Below are 16,534 nucleotides of genomic sequence, written 5' to 3'. Positions count from 1 at the left end.
TAACAAAAAGTCAGGTGGAGTTCATTATCTTTGAATCATAATTATAGCTTGTGTAGCATGAAGTTTTTAAGAAACCTACTGGCAGCGATTCTCGGTTGCTTGATTGCCTTTGGAATTATTTTTGTGATGTTCCTTATTTTTATCAGTCTTGTCGGGAATGCCGAGGAAACCGTTTCGGTCAAATCGAACTCCGTATTGGAGTTGCAGCTGCAACTCCCCGTCAAGGATTATGTCGGAAGCGATGCTTCAGACCCTCTTGCGGGTCTCTTTGAAAAATTTCAGGGATTGGACGAAATCCTTCAGGCCATTGAAGTTGCGAAAGAAGATGATGATATCCAGGCCATTAGTATCAACAATAACTTTCTCATGATGGGATTGGCCCAAACCCAGGCCCTTCGAAAGGCATTGGATAATTTTAAGGAGAGCGGGAAATCGGTATATGCGTACGGGGATTTTTATATGCAAAAAGACTATTATTTGGCAAGCGTGGCCGATGCCATCTATCTGAATCCAGTAGGAGGAATGGATTTCAAGGGGCTATTTTCAGAAGTGCTCTTTTTTAAGGATCTTCAAGAAAAAACGGGGGTCAAAATGGAAGTGATCCGCCATGGAAAATACAAAAGCGCGGTAGAGCCTTTTCTTTCCAATGAAATGAGTGAGGAAAATCGAAGGCAAATCAGTGAACTTATCCACTCTTTATGGAATACTATGGTCAATGATATTTCAAAGGGAAGGGGAATAGGCACTGCCGACCTGAATACCATTGCGGACACGTTAGGGGGAAGGACGCCTGAATACGCAAAGGCTTCGGGACTCGTGGACGATTTGCTGTTTTACGATGAATACGAGCGAAAATTAAAAGAGGCGCTCGACATAGATGAGCAAGAAGACTTGAACAAGGTACGGCTCGAGGATTATGTCATACGGTCGAACAGAAAAGGAAGAAAGAGCGGGAAAGATAAAATTGCCGTTGTATTTGCCCAAGGGGAAATTCTCTATGGGGAAGGCAACCAGGAAACTATTGGTCAGGGTATGATAGTCAAGGCTATTCGAAAGGCTAAGGACGATGAAGACGTAAAAGCCATTGTATTACGGGTTGATTCCCCGGGGGGCAGTGCGCTTACCTCCGATATCATTTGGCGAGAGCTTGAGTTGGCCAATGCTAAAAAACCGTTGGTCGTTTCCATGGGGAATGTGGCCGCTTCGGGTGGCTATTACATCGCCGTCGGGGCAGATAAGATATTCGCGGAACCGACTACGGTGACGGGATCTATCGGTGTATTCGGGACCCTACCCAATGTTCATGGGTTGGCCACCGATATCGGTATCAATGCGGAACAAGTCGGAACCAATAAAAATTCAATCGACTACTCCCTTTTTGAACCAATGACCGATACCTTTCGAAACACCGTACAGGAAGGCATAGAGGAGGTGTACGAAACCTTCCTGGAACGGGTCGCCGAGGGTAGGGGAATCACGGTAGCCAAGGCCGACAGTCTAGCCCAAGGCAGGGTGTGGAGCGGCGTCGATGCGGAAAGATTGGGGCTTATAGATGAACTCGGTACTTTGGACGATGCCATTGCCGAAGCGGCCCGGATGGCAGAATTGGATACCTATGGAATTAGAAAATACCCCAAATATAAGGGCGCTTTCGAACAACTGATGGAGGATTTAAGTGGAGCAAGTGCCCAGGCAAAACAACAATTCATTGAAGAGGAAGTAGGTACGGAAACCTATCAGATAATGAAACAAATCAAATCGGCCATGGAACAAAAGGGTATTCAGGCCAGAATGCCTTTTGTCCTTGATATCAAATAAATGACGCCAAAAGACAAGAAACTGGCTTACCAGATCTACTTATATCTGGGAGCACTGTTCATTACCTCCTTGGTGGTTTCGAACCTTATTTTCCAGAAATTTTTTTATTGGTATCCTTTTGGGGAAATCAAAATATTTGACGTACCCCTATTCGAGATTTCCGTAGGGGTGCTTCCCTATCCCATTACGTTTTTGATCACCGATTTGATTTCGGAGATTTTCGGTCAAAAAAAAGCGAATCAAATTGTAACGGCGGGTATTTTTGCTTCCTTCTTTTCAATGGGACTATTGGCGCTATCCGATTATGTGCCGGCTATCGATGCATCACCGATAGATGATGTTACTTTCAAACAAGTATTCGCGCTCTCGCCCATTGGGGTGCTGGCCTCTATGATCGCTTACTTATGCGCACAGTATGTCGATATTGCGCTCTATCATTTTTGGAAGCGATTGACCAAAGGGAAACATCTTTGGTTGCGCAACAACTTTTCGACTTTTCTGTCACAGTTTATCGATACGTTCACCGTGGTCGGACTCCTATGTATATTTCAAGTGCTATCGTGGGATTTATTTTTCGGCCTGCTGGTAAGCGGCTTTCTTTTTAAGGTTTTTATAGCATTTATCGACACCCCTTTGCTTTATTTCTTCGTATATCTTTTGAGAAAACGATTTGGTCTTGCCGTAGGCGAGGAAATCTATCTAGAGGCATAATATCCGGTGTTTTTTAGAGTTTAGTCATTAGTACAAACGTCGAAGTGTACCGACCACCACTTTTTATGGTATGGGACCAATTTCGTTTTTGGTAAAAGGTCTTTGGGGATACTGGAACGCATGGAACCGAAGAGATCAATTAATTTATAGCAAATGAAAAAATTTTTAAAGGTTTTGGGTATCGTTTTATTGTTAATCGTGGGTTTGCTTATAGCGGCCCCCTTTTTCCTGGAAGCCAAGATCGGGGAATTAATCAAGAACAATGTCAATAACAATGTCGATGCTACCTTGAGTTTTACGGAAGCGGATTTGAGTTTGGTCAAAAGTTTTCCGAACGCAGCTCTAAGGCTTCAAGAGGTCACCTTGGTCAATAGGGAACCCTTTGCAGGCGATACGCTGTTCGCAGCCAAGGATTTGCGACTCACCATGGGTATTGGGGAACTCTTTAAAGGTGAAGGGGAATCGATCGGGGTGAAAAATCTAAGCGTTGATGGGGCCAGCGTATTGGTAAAAGTCAATGAAGAGGAAATCGCCAACTATGAAATTGGTAAGGATTCGGGAGAAACAACCTCCTCGTCCGAACAATCTGAAGGCTTTACGTTGGACCTACAGTCATACGAGATCACCAATTCCAAAGTGGTATATGACGACAGGGCTGCCAAGGTTTACTTGGAAGTGTCCGATATTCAACATAGGGGTACCGGGGATTTGTCGGCTACCACTTCCGAGTTGGATACCCAAACAGCGGCCTTGGTCACCTTTGATCTGGACAGTACCAATTATTTGAACAAGAACAGCATAAAACTCGATGCGGTGATAGGGATCGATCTGAAGGAGGATAAATACACCTTCCTTAAAAATGAAGCCTTGGTAAATCAGTTACCCCTTGTTTTTGACGGATTTGTAAAGGTGAACGAAAACAGCCAAGAGGTCGATATCAGCTTTAAAACCCCCTCCTCCGACTTTAAAAACTTTCTGGCAGTGATTCCAGAAGCCTATTCCAAGAATATTGAAAATGTACAGACGACCGGTAACTTTGAGGTCGAAGGGCGATTCTACGGTACGGTGGATGAGGAACACATTCCCAAATTCAATATCACGATCAATTCGGATAACGCTAGCTTCAAATATCCCGAGTTGTCCAAAACCGTACGTAATGTATTTATCGACACCAAGATTGCCAATACTACGGGAATAGCCGAGGATACCCAGGTGGATATTGACAGACTTTCCTTTATGATCGATGAGGATACCTTCAATATGACCGCCAAAATTAGGGAGCTGATGGGCAATACAAAAGTGAATGCCCATGTCGACGGTAAAATGAACCTTGCCAATATTTCCAAGGCATATCCGGTACCTGGGGACCTCGATTTAAAAGGACTCTTAAATGCGGATATCACTACGGACTTTGACATGGCTTCCATCGAGAAAAAGCAATATGGGAAGACCAAGACCAGTGGGGAGCTGAATTTGAGGGATTTTGAATACAACTCCGAAGAGTTGGTAAATCCTATCGCCTTAAATTCCACCTCCCTTACCTTTAACCCCAGCACGGTTACCTTGAATAAGCTCAACGGCACCACGGGTACCACCGATTTTAATGCAACGGGAACCATCAATAACTTGCTGGGCTTCCTCTTCAATGACGAAGAGGTAGAAGGCAATTTCGTTTTCACCTCCGATACTTTTGCCCTTAACGATTTTATGGTGCCCGACGATGAAACGTCCGCCCTAAGCCAGGAATCTGAAGGTGAAAAAAGACCGGCATGGGCCAAACCTGCTACCACTGAGGAAAAAATAAAAATTCCCTCATTCCTGGATGCCACTATCAACGCATCCGCGAACACTGTATTGTACGATGACCTCACCTTGAGGAATGTAAAAGGTAATCTTCGAATCAAAGATGAAAAAGCGGTCTTGAGCAATATGACCTCCTCATTGTTTGACGGTAAAGTGTCCTTTAATGGTGAGGTGTCCACAAAGAACAATACCCCCGCGTTTGCTATGAAATTGGGATTGGACAAACTGGAGATCGGGGAGACATTCAAATCGTTGGAACTCTTTCAAGTCTTGGCCCCGATTGCCCAAATCCTTCAAGGGAAACTGGATTCCGATATTGAATTGGCCGGTAACCTGACCGATGATTTTAGTCCTGATTTACTTTCCCTAAGCGGGAATGTCTTGGCCAATATCTTTGCCCGGGAAATCGATGCGAAGCAGACACCGGTCCTAAATGCCTTAGACAACAAACTCGACTTTATCGACCTCAAGGAGTTGAATTTGGATGCCCTAAAGACCAAGCTATCCTTTGAAAATGGAATCGTAAGCGTAAAACCCTTTACAATCAAATACAGGGATGTCGCGATAAATGTCGCCGGTGGCCATACATTTGACCAAAAGCTCAACTACACGGCTACCATGGAAGTACCTACCAAATATTTGGGATCCGATATCAACAACCTGATTGCCCAAATTGATGAGGAATCCCTCAAAAATATGACCATTCCAGTAACGGCCAATATCGGGGGCATGTACAACAATCCATCGGTAAGTACCGATTTTGCCACAGGTGTGAAAAATCTCACCAATCAATTGATAGAAGTACAAAAGCAGAAATTGATCAATCAGGGAAAAGATAAGGCCAAGGACTTGATCGGGGACATCCTAAAACGCAATACAAGCGAAAAGGACACCGCCAAAAAAGAGGATAATACTACGGAAGGCGTCAAGGAAGTTTTAGGCGGGATTTTAGGAGGCAGGAAAAAAGATACGACCCAGGTCGATTCGGTACCCAAGAAAGAGGAAGATGTTGTGAAGGAAAAAGCAAAAAGTATTTTAGGCGGACTCTTAGGCGGAAAAAAGAAAGATACCTCAAAGACCAAAAAGGATTCCAATAATTAAGGGTCTCTTCACAGCTTACGTAAGGGTCAAAAATACGAATTGTGGCTAGTCCTTAAATAAATAAATTTCAATTGATATAGGATACTTGTAATTGTATTATTTCTTGCTTCTATTAGTTCGAAAGAAAATCTACCTTTTTTTTTGGAACCGATGGGAAGAACGATTAATGGTATCGGTATGATACGAGTCATCTTAGGCTATCCCAATCCCCACAACATACCCTTCACTGCCCCGGACATTAAAAACGGTACTATCTTCAAAAATGAGGTATTGGCCTTTGATGCCTTTAAGAACCCCTTTGTAGTTTGGCACTTTATCCAGATTAAGACTTTTTACTTTTTTCGGATATTGCAGTACCGGAAACTTCAATTCGGTTTCCTGATTGTTTTCGATAAAGTACTCGGCTGCCTCCTCGGGAATATAGGGGCGTAGCTTGTTGCGCCATTCTACCAGATTTTCGTCTTGTACATCATTGGTCAGCATCTTGCGCCAATTGGTCTTGTCGCTCAAATGTTCTTTCAGCGCCACTTCGGTAATCCCCGCCAAATAACGGTTCGGCACTTCCACGATTTCAATGGCTTCATGGGCACCTTGATCGATCCATCTCGTCGGCACCTGGGTTTTACGTGTCACCCCTACCTTAATATTGCTTGAATTGGCGAGGTATACAATATGGGGTTGTAGTTGTACCTTTTTCTCATACTCCAGGTCGCGGTCTTCCTTTTCCAAATGGGCGGTACTTAATTCGGGGCGCATTATCCAATCACCTGCCGAGGGGATTTCATAGAAACAGGTCTTGCAAAACCCTTGTCGATAAATAGGACGGTCCAAGCCGCAGTTGAGACACTGAAATTTGATGAAATTGATCTGCAGCTGTTTATCCAGAACTTGGTTCAGGTTTAAAAAATCATTCTCAAAGACAAGGTAATATTGAATAGGACTCCCTACCTCGGTCTGCATTTTTCGTAATACGCCTTTGTACTGCATCAATAAAAAATTGGTATGATTATTCTATTTGAAAGTAATCGCCAGAAAAGCTATTTTAGTGCACCAAAGATACCCAAAAATGCCCATACCACTGTTTAATTCCATCGCCTCATGGCTGCTAAAAAAACGCTATCACCAGATAGAGCTTTTTCTTAAATATCCGGCAGAAGTACAGGAAGAAGTGCGTGATCAGTTGCTAGAACTAGCGGAGGGTACCGAGATCGGGCGTAAATATGATTTTGAATCCATTCAAAACTATGAGACTTTCAGGGAGCGGATTCCCATCGTTTCCTATGAAGAAATTGAGCCTATTATTGAACGTACCCGAAGGGGAGAGCAGAACCTTTTCTGGCCAACGGCCATCAAATGGTTCGCAAAGAGCAGTGGTACTACCAATGCCAAGAGCAAGTTTATTCCAGTAAGTACGGAGGCGTTGGAAGATTGCCATTACAAATCCGGAAAAGACCTATTGTGTCTGTACCTTAATAACAACGAGAATTCCCAGCTTTTCACGGGAAAAAGCCTTCGTTTGGGCGGTAGTAAGGAGCTCTACGAAGACAATGGATCCTTTTTTGGGGACCTTTCGGCCATCTTGATCGATAATATGCCCTTATGGGCCGAATTCAGTAGCACCCCTAGTAGTAGGGTTTCATTGATGAGCGAATGGGAAAACAAGCTTAAAGCGATTATCAAGGAGAGTACCCAAGAAAATGTGACGAGCTTGGCCGGGGTCCCCTCCTGGATGTTGGTGCTACTAAACAATGTGTTGGAGGAAACCGGAAAAAACCATTTGTTCGAAGTATGGGAAAACCTGGAAGTCTACTTTCATGGCGGGGTCAATTTTAGTCCGTACAAAGAACAATACCAAAAACTACTTCCGAGGAAAAGCTTTAAATACTACGAAATTTACAATGCTTCTGAGGGTTTTTTTGCCATTCAGGATAGGAACAATGCAGACGACCTCCTGCTGATGCTGGACTATGGCATTTTTTACGAATTTATTCCGATGGATTCCTATGGGGGTGAAGATGAACGTGCCATTCCGCTATGGGAAGTGAAAACGAATATCAATTACGCCATTGTCATCACTACCAATGCCGGACTCTGGCGGTACAAAATCGGGGATACGGTTCGCTTTACTTCCACCAATCCGTATCGGATAAAAATCACCGGGCGTACCAAGCATCATATCAATGTGTTTGGGGAAGAGCTAATCATCGAAAATGCGGAAGAAGCCTTAAAAAGTATCTGTAAAAAAACAGGGGCCGAGATTATGGATTATACCGCCGGGCCTATTTTCATGTCGGGGAAAGAGAAAGGGGCACATGAATGGATCATCGAGTTCAGAAAAAAACCAAAAGACCTGAACTACTTTACCGAGTTTTTGGATAATGCATTGAAGTCGTTGAATTCCGACTACGAAGCCAAGCGCTACAATAACATCACCCTGAAGATGCCCAAGGTACATGTGGCAAGGAAAAACCTTTTTTATGATTGGCTGAAGTCGAAAGACAAGCTCGGAGGCCAACATAAGATACCTCGACTTTCCAATAAAAGGGATTATATTGATGAATTACTTCAAATGAACGGATAGCAATCCCAAATAAATATACCGATGGACGCATCCAACGTCATGAACTTTTTATTGATAGCCGGGGCCATTCACGGATTTATTTTTAACATCGCCACCTTTCTTTATCGAAGGAGAATAGAGCAACCGGTCATTTTTCTGAACCTATTCGTGTTTTTCCTTTCCATGAACAATTTGCAGTCGTGGTTGATTGCCAAAGGGTATGCCTTGAACGTATTTTTTCTGGAAAACTTCATATTTCCTTGGTATGTATTGATCGTTCCCATGTTTTACGCCTTCCTTATCCATTATTTTGGTCTGGAAAAGAAGAAAAAATCTTTCCTGAGTCTTTCCATAGGCATTTTTATGGGGGAATTTTTGGCGCAAAGTATCTTTTTGACCTTTGTCGATCAAGGATGGTTTGATTCAGGAGGAATTGCAACTTATAATGCTATTGAGGATGCGGTAACGTTGTTTTATTCCTTATTTATCTTTAGCAAAGTGATTTCGTTGGTATTTCCGTATCCGCAATTGAATTCTTCCCTTTTGGAGTTCGACAATCTAAAATGGATTAAAAGAACCATTGCTTGGGGAGGCGTCATCTTTATTTTATGGGGAATCGCTGTGGCCTTGAATATCTTTTCAACCCATATCAAGGCTCCCTATAGTTATTATCCATTACGTGTCGCCTCGTCCATATTGATCTATTGGATGGGGTATCAGGCATTTTTTAGGTATACGGTCTTTAAAGATCAGATTACTTTGAGTAGAAAACGAAATAGGGGAAGGGAAGGTTTTCTGGCTAAAGAAAAGAAGTGTAAGGATGAAGGTAGCGATAAATTGCAAGTCAATTTCAAGGGGCACACTTCAGGCGAATGATCAATTCGATAAATATATAATTTTGTATTTTCCTGCAAGTCCCTTGGTTCGATTTGGCGTTGTCGCCAACCAAAGATATGTTATGAGGTTGATCGGATAGAAGCTTCCAGTAAGAACCACCGTGACCTATGTTTTATTGTTTCTTTGACCTAACCTAGGCCTAGTAATTTATGAATTTTTCCGCCATCATGAACTTTCTGTTGATTGCTGGGGCCGTTCAGGGATTTATTTTTAGTGTTGTTATTTTTCTTACCCGTAGAAAGGTAGAGAAGCCAGTGGTTTTCCTGAATCTCTTGGTGTTTTTTCTATCACTTAACAATTTACAATCGTGGTTGATCACCAAAGGCCTTGTTATCGATCAGGTTTTTTTCAAGCACTTTGAGTTCCCGTGGTACGTACTTATCCTACCAATGTTTTATGCTTTTTTGATTCATTACTTGGGGATAGAAAAAAAGCGAATGCCTTTTCTTGGCCCAACCATAACGGTTTTTATCGGGGAACTGCTAGCTAGAAGTATTTTCTTATTCCAAGTATATCAAGGCCGATACGACCCGGAGACGATTCCCATGTACAACGCCATTGAAGATACGGTAACACTGCTTTATTCCCTTTTTATTTTTGGGAAGGCCGTTCGCATTGTTTTTAAATATCAAGAATTGTATCCCACTATACTAACTTTTGATGATTTAAATTGGATTAAACGATTCATCAAATGGGGTGCGGTTATTTTTCTATTATGGGGAATTGCAGTTGTGCTGAATATTTTTTCGGAGACCATTAAAGCTCCGTACAGCTATTACCCACTTCGGATCGCTTCCTCGGTGCTGCTCTATTGGATAGGCTACCAGGCCTTCTTCAGATATGTGGTGTTAAAAGATCGAATCGTATTGAGAAGGGAGATGCGGAAAAACAAGGTAAATGAGTCGATAGGAGCCATCGCAAACGCGAAGGACACCAAACTCGGAAAACAAGAAATTGAGTTCAAAAAAATTCAGGATCATGTGGTAGGCCAACAACGTTATATCGATTCCTCGTTAAGTCTGGAAAAGCTGTCCGAAGAGCTGAACATGGGAACCAGTAAACTCTCCGCTCTTATTAATCAGTATAGTGGGCACAATTTTTCGGATTATGTCAACGGATTGAGAGTCGAAGACGCCAAAAGGTTATTGGCCAACCCCGATTTCGAAAACTACACGATCGTATCTATCGGTTTGGAGTGCGGCTTCAATTCCAAATCCACCTTTTATTCGGCCTTCAACAAATTTACCGGTCACACTCCTTCAGAGTATCGTAAACAGTTCACCCGCAACAAATAAACTTGTCCGAATTCTTCCAAATTATATAATCTGGGACAATTGGTTTTTGGTATGGATTAGCTTTGGATAATCCAAAATGATAAGTTACGGAAAAAGTGGTTCTTTTTTCGTGTATCAAAGAAGATGAGGTGTTGTTTGCCGAAAAAGGGAAGGTGGTAGTAGAGCGCCGTAGAGATTCCGATACCAGTCCGTTTGATAATGTTGAAATCTCAAAGCGGCTTCAAGATGTGCAATCGATTAGAGCGTATTGGGTAAGGAGTGCAATTCTATCGGAGTTTTGGTAGAGAGGAGGGAATACCCAACAACAATACTTGTGAATACAACTTTGTTTTGGTAGCGATGGATATAAAGTACCAACAAACAGATGAATTTCTTGACGGTAATCGGATGAACATCGCTCTGTGATCCGACCGGTAATATTTTTTGCCAATTATAAACTCTAGGATATGGGATTTTTCGTTTACCGTTAGTATCTAAATATGATGTCGTGAAAACAACTGTATTAGCATTGATCTTGTTCTTCTGCCAAGTAAGCGTGGCACAAAAAAACACTGTTTTTTTAGAATTGCTCGGTAACGGAGGTTTTGGCTCTTTGAACTACGAAAGGCAGTTAAGCGAACAGCCGGGTTTGAGTGCTCGAATTGGCGTCGGGATTTCTTTTTTCGAACCAGACGATGGGCTAAGCTGCGAATCTGGAAATCCGTACTGTGATTTTTTGGGCTTTCCGGACACCGATATAAGCCTTCCTTTTTCGATCCATTATCTAATCGATTTAAACAAGAATAATTACCTGGAGACTGGATTGGGGTATACCTTTCAGTTCGGTTCCAGATCTAAACCTGAGGAAACCGACAATGAAAGTGCTACGGATGTTTATTTGATTTCAATAGGTTTTAGAAGGCATTTTGGGAAGGAGAGCAAATGGATGTGGAAATTTAATTTCACTCCGGTGATTGGTATTACCGATTCGGAAAATAGTGATTTCGGATTTAGGCCGTTCGTAGGTATTTCCATAGGAAGAAGATTCTAAAGAATGAACCAAAACTTTTGAGATGAAAAATCAAGGAATGCTATGTTTGAATGCCAAAAGATATGTTTGTGGGTGGCTAATTGCTGTTTTAATGGGCTACGGGCATTGTGTGGCACAGGAGTATAAATTGAGTCTTCGCTCGGTGAGCCTCGCCCCTGGGATAAGCTTTTCACCTTCGAATAAATATGACATTGGGCCAAATGTAAGTATGGATGTGGCTACTACGCTCCAGAAACATATTCTTTCGCTCTATCTTAGTGCAGGCGGGGAAGTACATATAATCTTGGATGATCGTGTAAATGACTACCATGAAGTTAATGTGACCTATGGGCGGGAATACACTTTGGCCAAGTGGCTGTTTCTTGAAAGTCATGTCGGTCTTGGATATATCAACTACGTGCAAGTAAACTTGGAGACGGATTTTAATCGAAACACCCACCGGTCATTGGGTATTCCTTTTCGATTTAAGTTTTTTTTCAAGGAAGGAAACCATTTTAACATGGGTATCAACCTAAATGTAAATATCAATTCGTTCGCTACCATGTACGCTTCCAATCTATTGTTCCAATACAAATTTTTCTGATATGGACCCTCCGTTCAATTCTTTGAAATCGTCAATGCGCAATCTAAAACGCCGCAATTTTCGTACATACCGGAAATACTGTCATCGAAGATATGAACCATATGAACAAATAAATAAGGTTTTCTGGCGTTTATACCTCAAATTAGTTCCCCAAACTTGACCGAACAACTAATTTTAACGTATTAACCATGGCAGAACGACTTGTAGTGCTTTCAGATATATGGGGCGTAAAAAAAGGCCTTTGGATCACTTCGTACCTTGGCTATCTCCAACAATACTACAATATTGTGTTTTACGATATTCAGCAACTAGCCAATATCGACCTCGCCATCAAGACCGAGGAAAACCTTCATAAAGCCTTTGTAGAAGGCGGGATCGACACAGCGGTGGCACATTTGTTGAAAAAAGAAAAAAAGCCGAGTCATTACTTAGCGTTCAGTACCGGTGGAACGATTGCGTGGAAAGCTGGTTTAAAGGGCTTGCCTATGAAGTCGCTCTATGCGGTTTCTGCCACTAGGGTGCGTCTGGAGCTACTAAAGCCCGACTGTGAAAGTACTACAATGCTTTATGGGGGGAAGGATGAATTTCGACCGGATCAGGAATGGTATGAAAAACTGGATATAGAAATAGAGGAATTACCCGGTTTTGGACATGAATGTTATACCGACGAGAAGATTATCGCCAAAGTATGCCAAGATCTTTTGTTTTCGGTAACGGGTTCCAGGGAGAAGAACACTAAAAAAGCTGTTTAGATAGCGCCAATAATACTCCTCAAAAAAACCTGGGCATTCAACACACCCAGGGTTTTTTGTCTCCTTTACGTTTTGTTTTAATCGGCCATTGCTAGTTTATGGGTTTTAAGAAACCGCTTTGAGTTTTTTAATGGTCTCGTAAGATATTTTTTCCTCGGCATAGGGTTTGGTTACCTTAAATTCCTTCTCACCGCTACTGGGCATCTCGAACATGGCATCGGTAAAAATAGCTTCACAAAGTGAGCGCAGGCCCCGAGCACCTAATTTGTACTCAATAGCCTTCTTGACAATATAGTCAAGTGCCTGTTCGGTAATCTTGAAACTGATACCATCCATGTCGAACAATTTCTCATATTGTTTGATGATGGCATTCTTAGGTTCTGTCAAGATTGCACGAAGTGTTTTCGCATCCAGAGGATTCATATAAGTGAGTACCGGCAATCGACCGATAATCTCTGGAATCAGTCCAAACTCTTTCAAATCTTTTGGTATAATGTATTGGAGTATATTGGTCTCATCCAAATTTTCATCGGCCTTTGAGGCACTATAACCAACAGCCTGCATGTTCAATCGCTTGGTAATGGCCCGTTCTATACCATCGAAGGCCCCACCCGCTATGAATAATATGTTTTCGGTATTTACTTCGATAAATTTTTGATCGGGATGTTTTCTTCCTCCTTTAGGGGGCACGTTCACCACGGTACCCTCAAGCAGTTTGAGCAGTCCCTGTTGTACTCCCTCACCTGAAACGTCCCGGGTAATGGAAGGATTATCTCCCTTTCGGGCAATTTTGTCTATTTCATCGATAAAGACGATACCGCGTTCGGCCTTTTCAAGATTATAGTCCGCAGCCTGTAACAATCGGGTGAGAATACTTTCCACGTCCTCACCAACATAGCCGGCTTCCGTGAGCACCGTGGCATCGACAATGGCCAACGGAACGTTCAGCATTCTGGCTATGGTCTTGGCCATTAAGGTCTTACCGGTACCGGTTTGGCCCACCATGACAATATTGCTCTTTTGAATTTCTACATCACTATCTTTTGATGTGGGTTGCAACAACCGTTTGTAGTGGTTGTATACTGCGACAGACATCACTTTTTTGGTGCGTTCCTGCCCAATGATAAAAGTGTCGAGAAACTCCTTGATTTCCAATGGTTTTTTTAATACCAGTTCCGATGAAAGATCATTGGTTTTGGTCTGTTTGGACTCTTCCGCCACAATCCCATGCGCCTGTTCTATACAGCGGTCACATATATGCGCATCCAACCCGGCGATCAAAAGATTGGTCTCCGGTTTTTTTCTTCCACAAAAAGAGCATTCTAAATTTTCCTTTGCCATATCAATCTTCTCCTTATTGTAAATCTAACGAAAGAATCTCGTTTTTGGTTTACACGGTATTGCAAACCCCCGATTATTTCGGGTATTTGGTCGAATTTATCAACGATCCCTTACCAGAATTTCATCGATCATGCCGTATTCCAAGGCAGCGTCGGCTTTCATCCAATAATCCCGGTCACTATCTTCATTGACTCTTTCGATGGTCTGGCCGGAGTGCTTCGCGATAATGGAATACAGTTCATCCTTTAACTTCAATATTTCGCGCGCGGTGATTTCGATATCACTGGCCTGACCTTGTGCACCGCCCATGGGTTGATGAATCATTACACGGGAATGGGTAAGCCCACTGCGTTTTCCTTTTTCTCCTGCACATAAAAGTACGGCGCCCATCGAAGCGGCCATACCGGTACAAATCGTTGCCACATCTGGCTTGATGAACTGCATGGTGTCATAGATTCCAAGACCTGCATAGACACTGCCGCCTGGGGAATTGATATAGATTTGTATGTCCTTGGAGGCATCGGTACTCTCCAAAAACAATAATTGTGCCTGCACGATGTTGGCAACTTGGTCGTTGATCCCGGTTCCCAAGAAAATAATCCTATCCATCATGAGTCTCGAGAACACATCGAATACCGCGATATTCATTTGGCGTTCCTCAATGATATTTGGCGTCATATTCGTCGGGTACATGCTACTGATGATTTGATCGTAGTATGTACTACTAATGCCCTGATCTTTTATTGCGTAATTCTTGAATTCTTTTCCGTAATCCATTGTTTCTTAATTCGATATTATAAAATAAAAAAGGTGCCGAAAGTAGGTTTTTCGGCACCGTAAAGATACTTATAATTTTCGTGAAAACTAGCCGTATACCTCTTTCACAAAGTTTTCGTAAGTAACTTCTTTGGTCTTGAGATTTACCTTTTCCTTATATAGTGAAATCAATTTTTGACTCATCAACTGCTCTGACAAACGTTTTACCTCGTCTTGGTTACTAAGTACCCTCGTCGCGATATTGTCTAACTCTTCCTCCTGAGGATTTAACTGACCAAATTGGGCCATTTGTGATTTGATAAAGCCTTTGGCGAATTCCTTTAGTTCATCGAACTGTATCTGAATGTCGTTGTCATTGATAATCTTACCTTCGATCAATTGGTAGCGAAGACCCTTTTCGGATTTTGCATACTCTTCGCTTGCCTGTTCCTCTGTTAAAGGTTTTTCACCGGTTAGTTGAATCCATCGTGTTAAAAAGCCGGAAGGCAGTTCAAACTTCGTGTTCTCTATAAAATACTCCGTTACATCGTTCAGAAGCTTTTGATCGGACTGCTGCTCGAACTGTTTTTCTGAATCTTCCTTGATGCGCTCTTTAAGTTCCTTTTCGGATTTCACGGTATCAGGACCGAACAATTTATCGAAAAGCTCCTGGTTTAATTCAGCTGGTTCCCTTTCATTGATTTCCTCGATAGTAAATTCAACCTCTATCGTAAGCTCTTTAGCCTTTTCCGATGTAATTCCCAACACACCTGCCAACAGATATTCTTCCTTAAGCAATCCTTTGGTGTTCAACACAACGGTATCTCCTACTTTTTTGCCTAGAAGCGCGTTCAAGGCTTTTTTGTTGGCAACTTTGTCAAGTTCCAGGGTTGCTTTGTTGTCGATACCTTCTTCCTCGTTTTTAAAGGTTCCTGTGAGTTCGTCCTTTTTGCCAACTTCGCTCTTTTGCACCAATTTTCCGTATTGCCTTTGAATACGTTCCACTTGCTCGTCTATCATTTTCTTATCGGCGACTATTTTGTAGTGGGTAATCGCTTTTTTGGTCTTTAGGGGCACTTCGAAGCTGGGTGCCAGGCCCAATTCGAATTCAAAATCAAAATTTTCCTTGTCCCAGTCGAAGTTGTCTTGTTGCTTCGGTAGTGGATTTCCTAAAACATCCAATTTTTCTTCCGTGAGGTACTTGTTGAGGTTGTCTTGTATTAATTTGTTCACCTCGTCGACCAATACGGCCTTGCCGTATTGTTTCTTGATTAATCCCAAGGGTACCTGTCCCTTCCTGAACCCAGGAATATTCGCTTGTTTTCTGTAGTCTTTTAAGATAGCATCTACCTTATCCTGGTAATCGTCTTTTGTAATCGCGACCTTTACCACTGCATTCAACTCGTCAATTTGCTCTTTGGTGATGTTCATAGTACTCTTCTATCGATTATGAGTTTTTTTATGGGAGGCAAAAATACTACATTTTACATCGCCCGACAAGTTTTTCGATCACAGGCACTTGCGTCCTTACATTTACTTTTTTTCCTCTTTCAACAATGAAAACAAGATCGATTGTAAAAATGACAACAACAGGCTAAAAAGTAAGGCCCACCAAAGTCCATCTACAGAGAAACCATCGATGAAATAGTCGGCCATCAGAATAATGCAAGCGTTGATGATCAACAGAAAAAGACCGAACGTGACAATGGTAACCGGTAGTGTTAAAATTACTAGGATGGGTTTTACGATCAGATTTAGGATGCTAAGTACTATCGCCACGATAAAGGCGGTGAGATAGGTGTCGACAGTCACATGGGGAAGTATTTTTGCGAGGATGACAACAGCCAGTGCGCTCAAAAGCATTCTCAGAATAAATTTCATACAATA

14 protein-coding genes are annotated in these 16,534 nt (G+C 42.3%); 9 read left to right on the top strand and 5 right to left on the bottom strand.

What is annotated here, in order from left to right; all coding sequences use genetic code 11:
- The first annotated feature begins 57 nt into the window (after positions 1-57).
- The 3 genes from sppA (at position 58) to FK220_RS03075 (ending at position 5,433) form a co-directional block, all read left to right on the top strand.
- A complete protein-coding gene (gene sppA / locus FK220_RS03085) occupies positions 58-1,818 on the top strand; it encodes a signal peptide peptidase SppA (protein WP_152572809.1) in 1,761 nt (586 codons plus the stop codon).
- Positions 1,819-2,529, top strand: a complete 711-nt coding sequence (locus FK220_RS03080) for a queuosine precursor transporter (protein WP_152572808.1) — start codon at positions 1,819-1,821, stop codon at positions 2,527-2,529.
- 153 nt (positions 2,530-2,682) lie between these two features.
- Positions 2,683-5,433 (top strand): AsmA-like C-terminal region-containing protein, encoded by a 2,751-nt coding sequence (locus FK220_RS03075; RefSeq protein ID WP_152572807.1) that lies wholly within the window; start codon positions 2,683-2,685, stop codon positions 5,431-5,433.
- A 192-nt stretch (positions 5,434-5,625) separates the two neighbouring features.
- On the opposite strand, the gene FK220_RS03070 is transcribed toward FK220_RS03075, so the two are convergent.
- Positions 5,626-6,420 carry a DUF2797 domain-containing protein gene (locus tag FK220_RS03070; protein WP_152572806.1) on the bottom strand — a complete coding sequence of 265 codons (795 nt, stop codon included), beginning with the start codon at positions 6,418-6,420 and terminating at the stop codon, positions 5,626-5,628.
- Between the two features lie 79 nt (positions 6,421-6,499).
- Here FK220_RS03070 and FK220_RS03065 point away from each other — a divergent pair, with 79 nt between their 5' ends.
- The 6 genes from FK220_RS03065 (at position 6,500) to FK220_RS03040 (ending at position 12,550) form a co-directional block, all read left to right on the top strand.
- Positions 6,500-8,014: a GH3 auxin-responsive promoter family protein gene (locus FK220_RS03065; protein ID WP_152572805.1), complete on the top strand. Its 1,515-nt coding sequence runs from the start codon at positions 6,500-6,502 to the stop codon at positions 8,012-8,014.
- A 21-nt stretch (positions 8,015-8,035) separates the two neighbouring features.
- The gene (locus FK220_RS03060) at positions 8,036-8,869 is read left to right on the top strand and encodes a hypothetical protein (RefSeq protein ID WP_152572804.1); all 834 of its coding nucleotides are present in this window, start codon (positions 8,036-8,038) and stop codon (positions 8,867-8,869) included.
- 170 nt (positions 8,870-9,039) lie between these two features.
- Positions 9,040-10,185, top strand: a complete 1,146-nt coding sequence (locus FK220_RS03055) for a helix-turn-helix domain-containing protein (RefSeq protein WP_152572803.1) — start codon at positions 9,040-9,042, stop codon at positions 10,183-10,185.
- Positions 10,186-10,672: 487 nt separating this feature from the next.
- Positions 10,673-11,215 carry a hypothetical protein gene (locus tag FK220_RS03050; protein WP_152572802.1) on the top strand — a complete coding sequence of 181 codons (543 nt, stop codon included), beginning with the start codon at positions 10,673-10,675 and terminating at the stop codon, positions 11,213-11,215.
- 22 nt (positions 11,216-11,237) lie between these two features.
- Positions 11,238-11,798, top strand: a complete 561-nt coding sequence (locus FK220_RS03045; protein WP_152572801.1) for a hypothetical protein — start codon at positions 11,238-11,240, stop codon at positions 11,796-11,798.
- 188 nt (positions 11,799-11,986) lie between these two features.
- Positions 11,987-12,550 (top strand): alpha/beta fold hydrolase, encoded by a 564-nt coding sequence (locus FK220_RS03040; RefSeq protein WP_152572800.1) that lies wholly within the window; start codon positions 11,987-11,989, stop codon positions 12,548-12,550.
- 105 nt (positions 12,551-12,655) lie between these two features.
- Here FK220_RS03040 and clpX read toward each other — a convergent pair whose 3' ends face one another.
- The 4 genes from clpX to FK220_RS03020 all read right to left on the bottom strand — a co-directional run bounded on the left by clpX (position 12,656) and on the right by FK220_RS03020 (position 16,528).
- On the bottom strand, positions 12,656-13,891 hold the full coding sequence (gene clpX / locus FK220_RS03035) for an ATP-dependent Clp protease ATP-binding subunit ClpX (RefSeq protein ID WP_152572799.1): 1,236 nt from the start codon (positions 13,889-13,891) through the stop codon (positions 12,656-12,658).
- Between the two features lie 99 nt (positions 13,892-13,990).
- Positions 13,991-14,668, bottom strand: a complete 678-nt coding sequence (gene clpP, locus FK220_RS03030) for an ATP-dependent Clp endopeptidase proteolytic subunit ClpP (protein ID WP_152572798.1) — start codon at positions 14,666-14,668, stop codon at positions 13,991-13,993.
- A gap of 87 nt (positions 14,669-14,755) precedes the next feature.
- On the bottom strand, positions 14,756-16,078 hold the full coding sequence (gene tig / locus FK220_RS03025) for a trigger factor (protein ID WP_152572797.1): 1,323 nt from the start codon (positions 16,076-16,078) through the stop codon (positions 14,756-14,758).
- Between the two features lie 102 nt (positions 16,079-16,180).
- Positions 16,181-16,528 (bottom strand): phage holin family protein, encoded by a 348-nt coding sequence (locus FK220_RS03020; RefSeq protein ID WP_152572796.1) that lies wholly within the window; start codon positions 16,526-16,528, stop codon positions 16,181-16,183.
- Positions 16,529-16,534: the final 6 nt, after the last annotated feature.

The sequence above is a fragment of the Pelagihabitans pacificus genome (assembly GCF_009371985.2).
Lineage (GTDB): Bacteria > Bacteroidota > Bacteroidia > Flavobacteriales > Flavobacteriaceae > Pelagihabitans > Pelagihabitans pacificus.
This window is presented reverse-complemented; position numbering and strand designations above follow the sequence as displayed.

Bases quoted from the DNA above. Each gene is read 5' to 3' on its own strand.
- FK220_RS03080 (WP_152572808.1), top strand. From the start codon at position 1,819: ATGACGCCAAAAGACAAGAAACTGGCTTACCAGATCTACTTATATCTG.
- sppA (WP_152572809.1), top strand. From the start codon at position 58: ATGAAGTTTTTAAGAAACCTACTGGCAGCGATTCTCGGTTGCTTGATT.
- FK220_RS03045 (WP_152572801.1), top strand. From the start codon at position 11,238: ATGAAAAATCAAGGAATGCTATGTTTGAATGCCAAAAGATATGTTTGT.
- FK220_RS03040 (WP_152572800.1), top strand. From the start codon at position 11,987: ATGGCAGAACGACTTGTAGTGCTTTCAGATATATGGGGCGTAAAAAAA.
- clpX (WP_152572799.1), bottom strand. From the start codon at position 13,891: ATGGCAAAGGAAAATTTAGAATGCTCTTTTTGTGGAAGAAAAAAACCG.
- clpP (WP_152572798.1), bottom strand. From the start codon at position 14,668: ATGGATTACGGAAAAGAATTCAAGAATTACGCAATAAAAGATCAGGGC.
- FK220_RS03020 (WP_152572796.1), bottom strand. From the start codon at position 16,528: ATGAAATTTATTCTGAGAATGCTTTTGAGCGCACTGGCTGTTGTCATC.
- FK220_RS03055 (WP_152572803.1), top strand. From the start codon at position 9,040: ATGAATTTTTCCGCCATCATGAACTTTCTGTTGATTGCTGGGGCCGTT.
- FK220_RS03075 (WP_152572807.1), top strand. From the start codon at position 2,683: ATGAAAAAATTTTTAAAGGTTTTGGGTATCGTTTTATTGTTAATCGTG.
- FK220_RS03070 (WP_152572806.1), bottom strand. From the start codon at position 6,420: ATGCAGTACAAAGGCGTATTACGAAAAATGCAGACCGAGGTAGGGAGT.
- FK220_RS03060 (WP_152572804.1), top strand. From the start codon at position 8,036: ATGGACGCATCCAACGTCATGAACTTTTTATTGATAGCCGGGGCCATT.
- tig (WP_152572797.1), bottom strand. From the start codon at position 16,078: ATGAACATCACCAAAGAGCAAATTGACGAGTTGAATGCAGTGGTAAAG.
- FK220_RS03065 (WP_152572805.1), top strand. From the start codon at position 6,500: ATGCCCATACCACTGTTTAATTCCATCGCCTCATGGCTGCTAAAAAAA.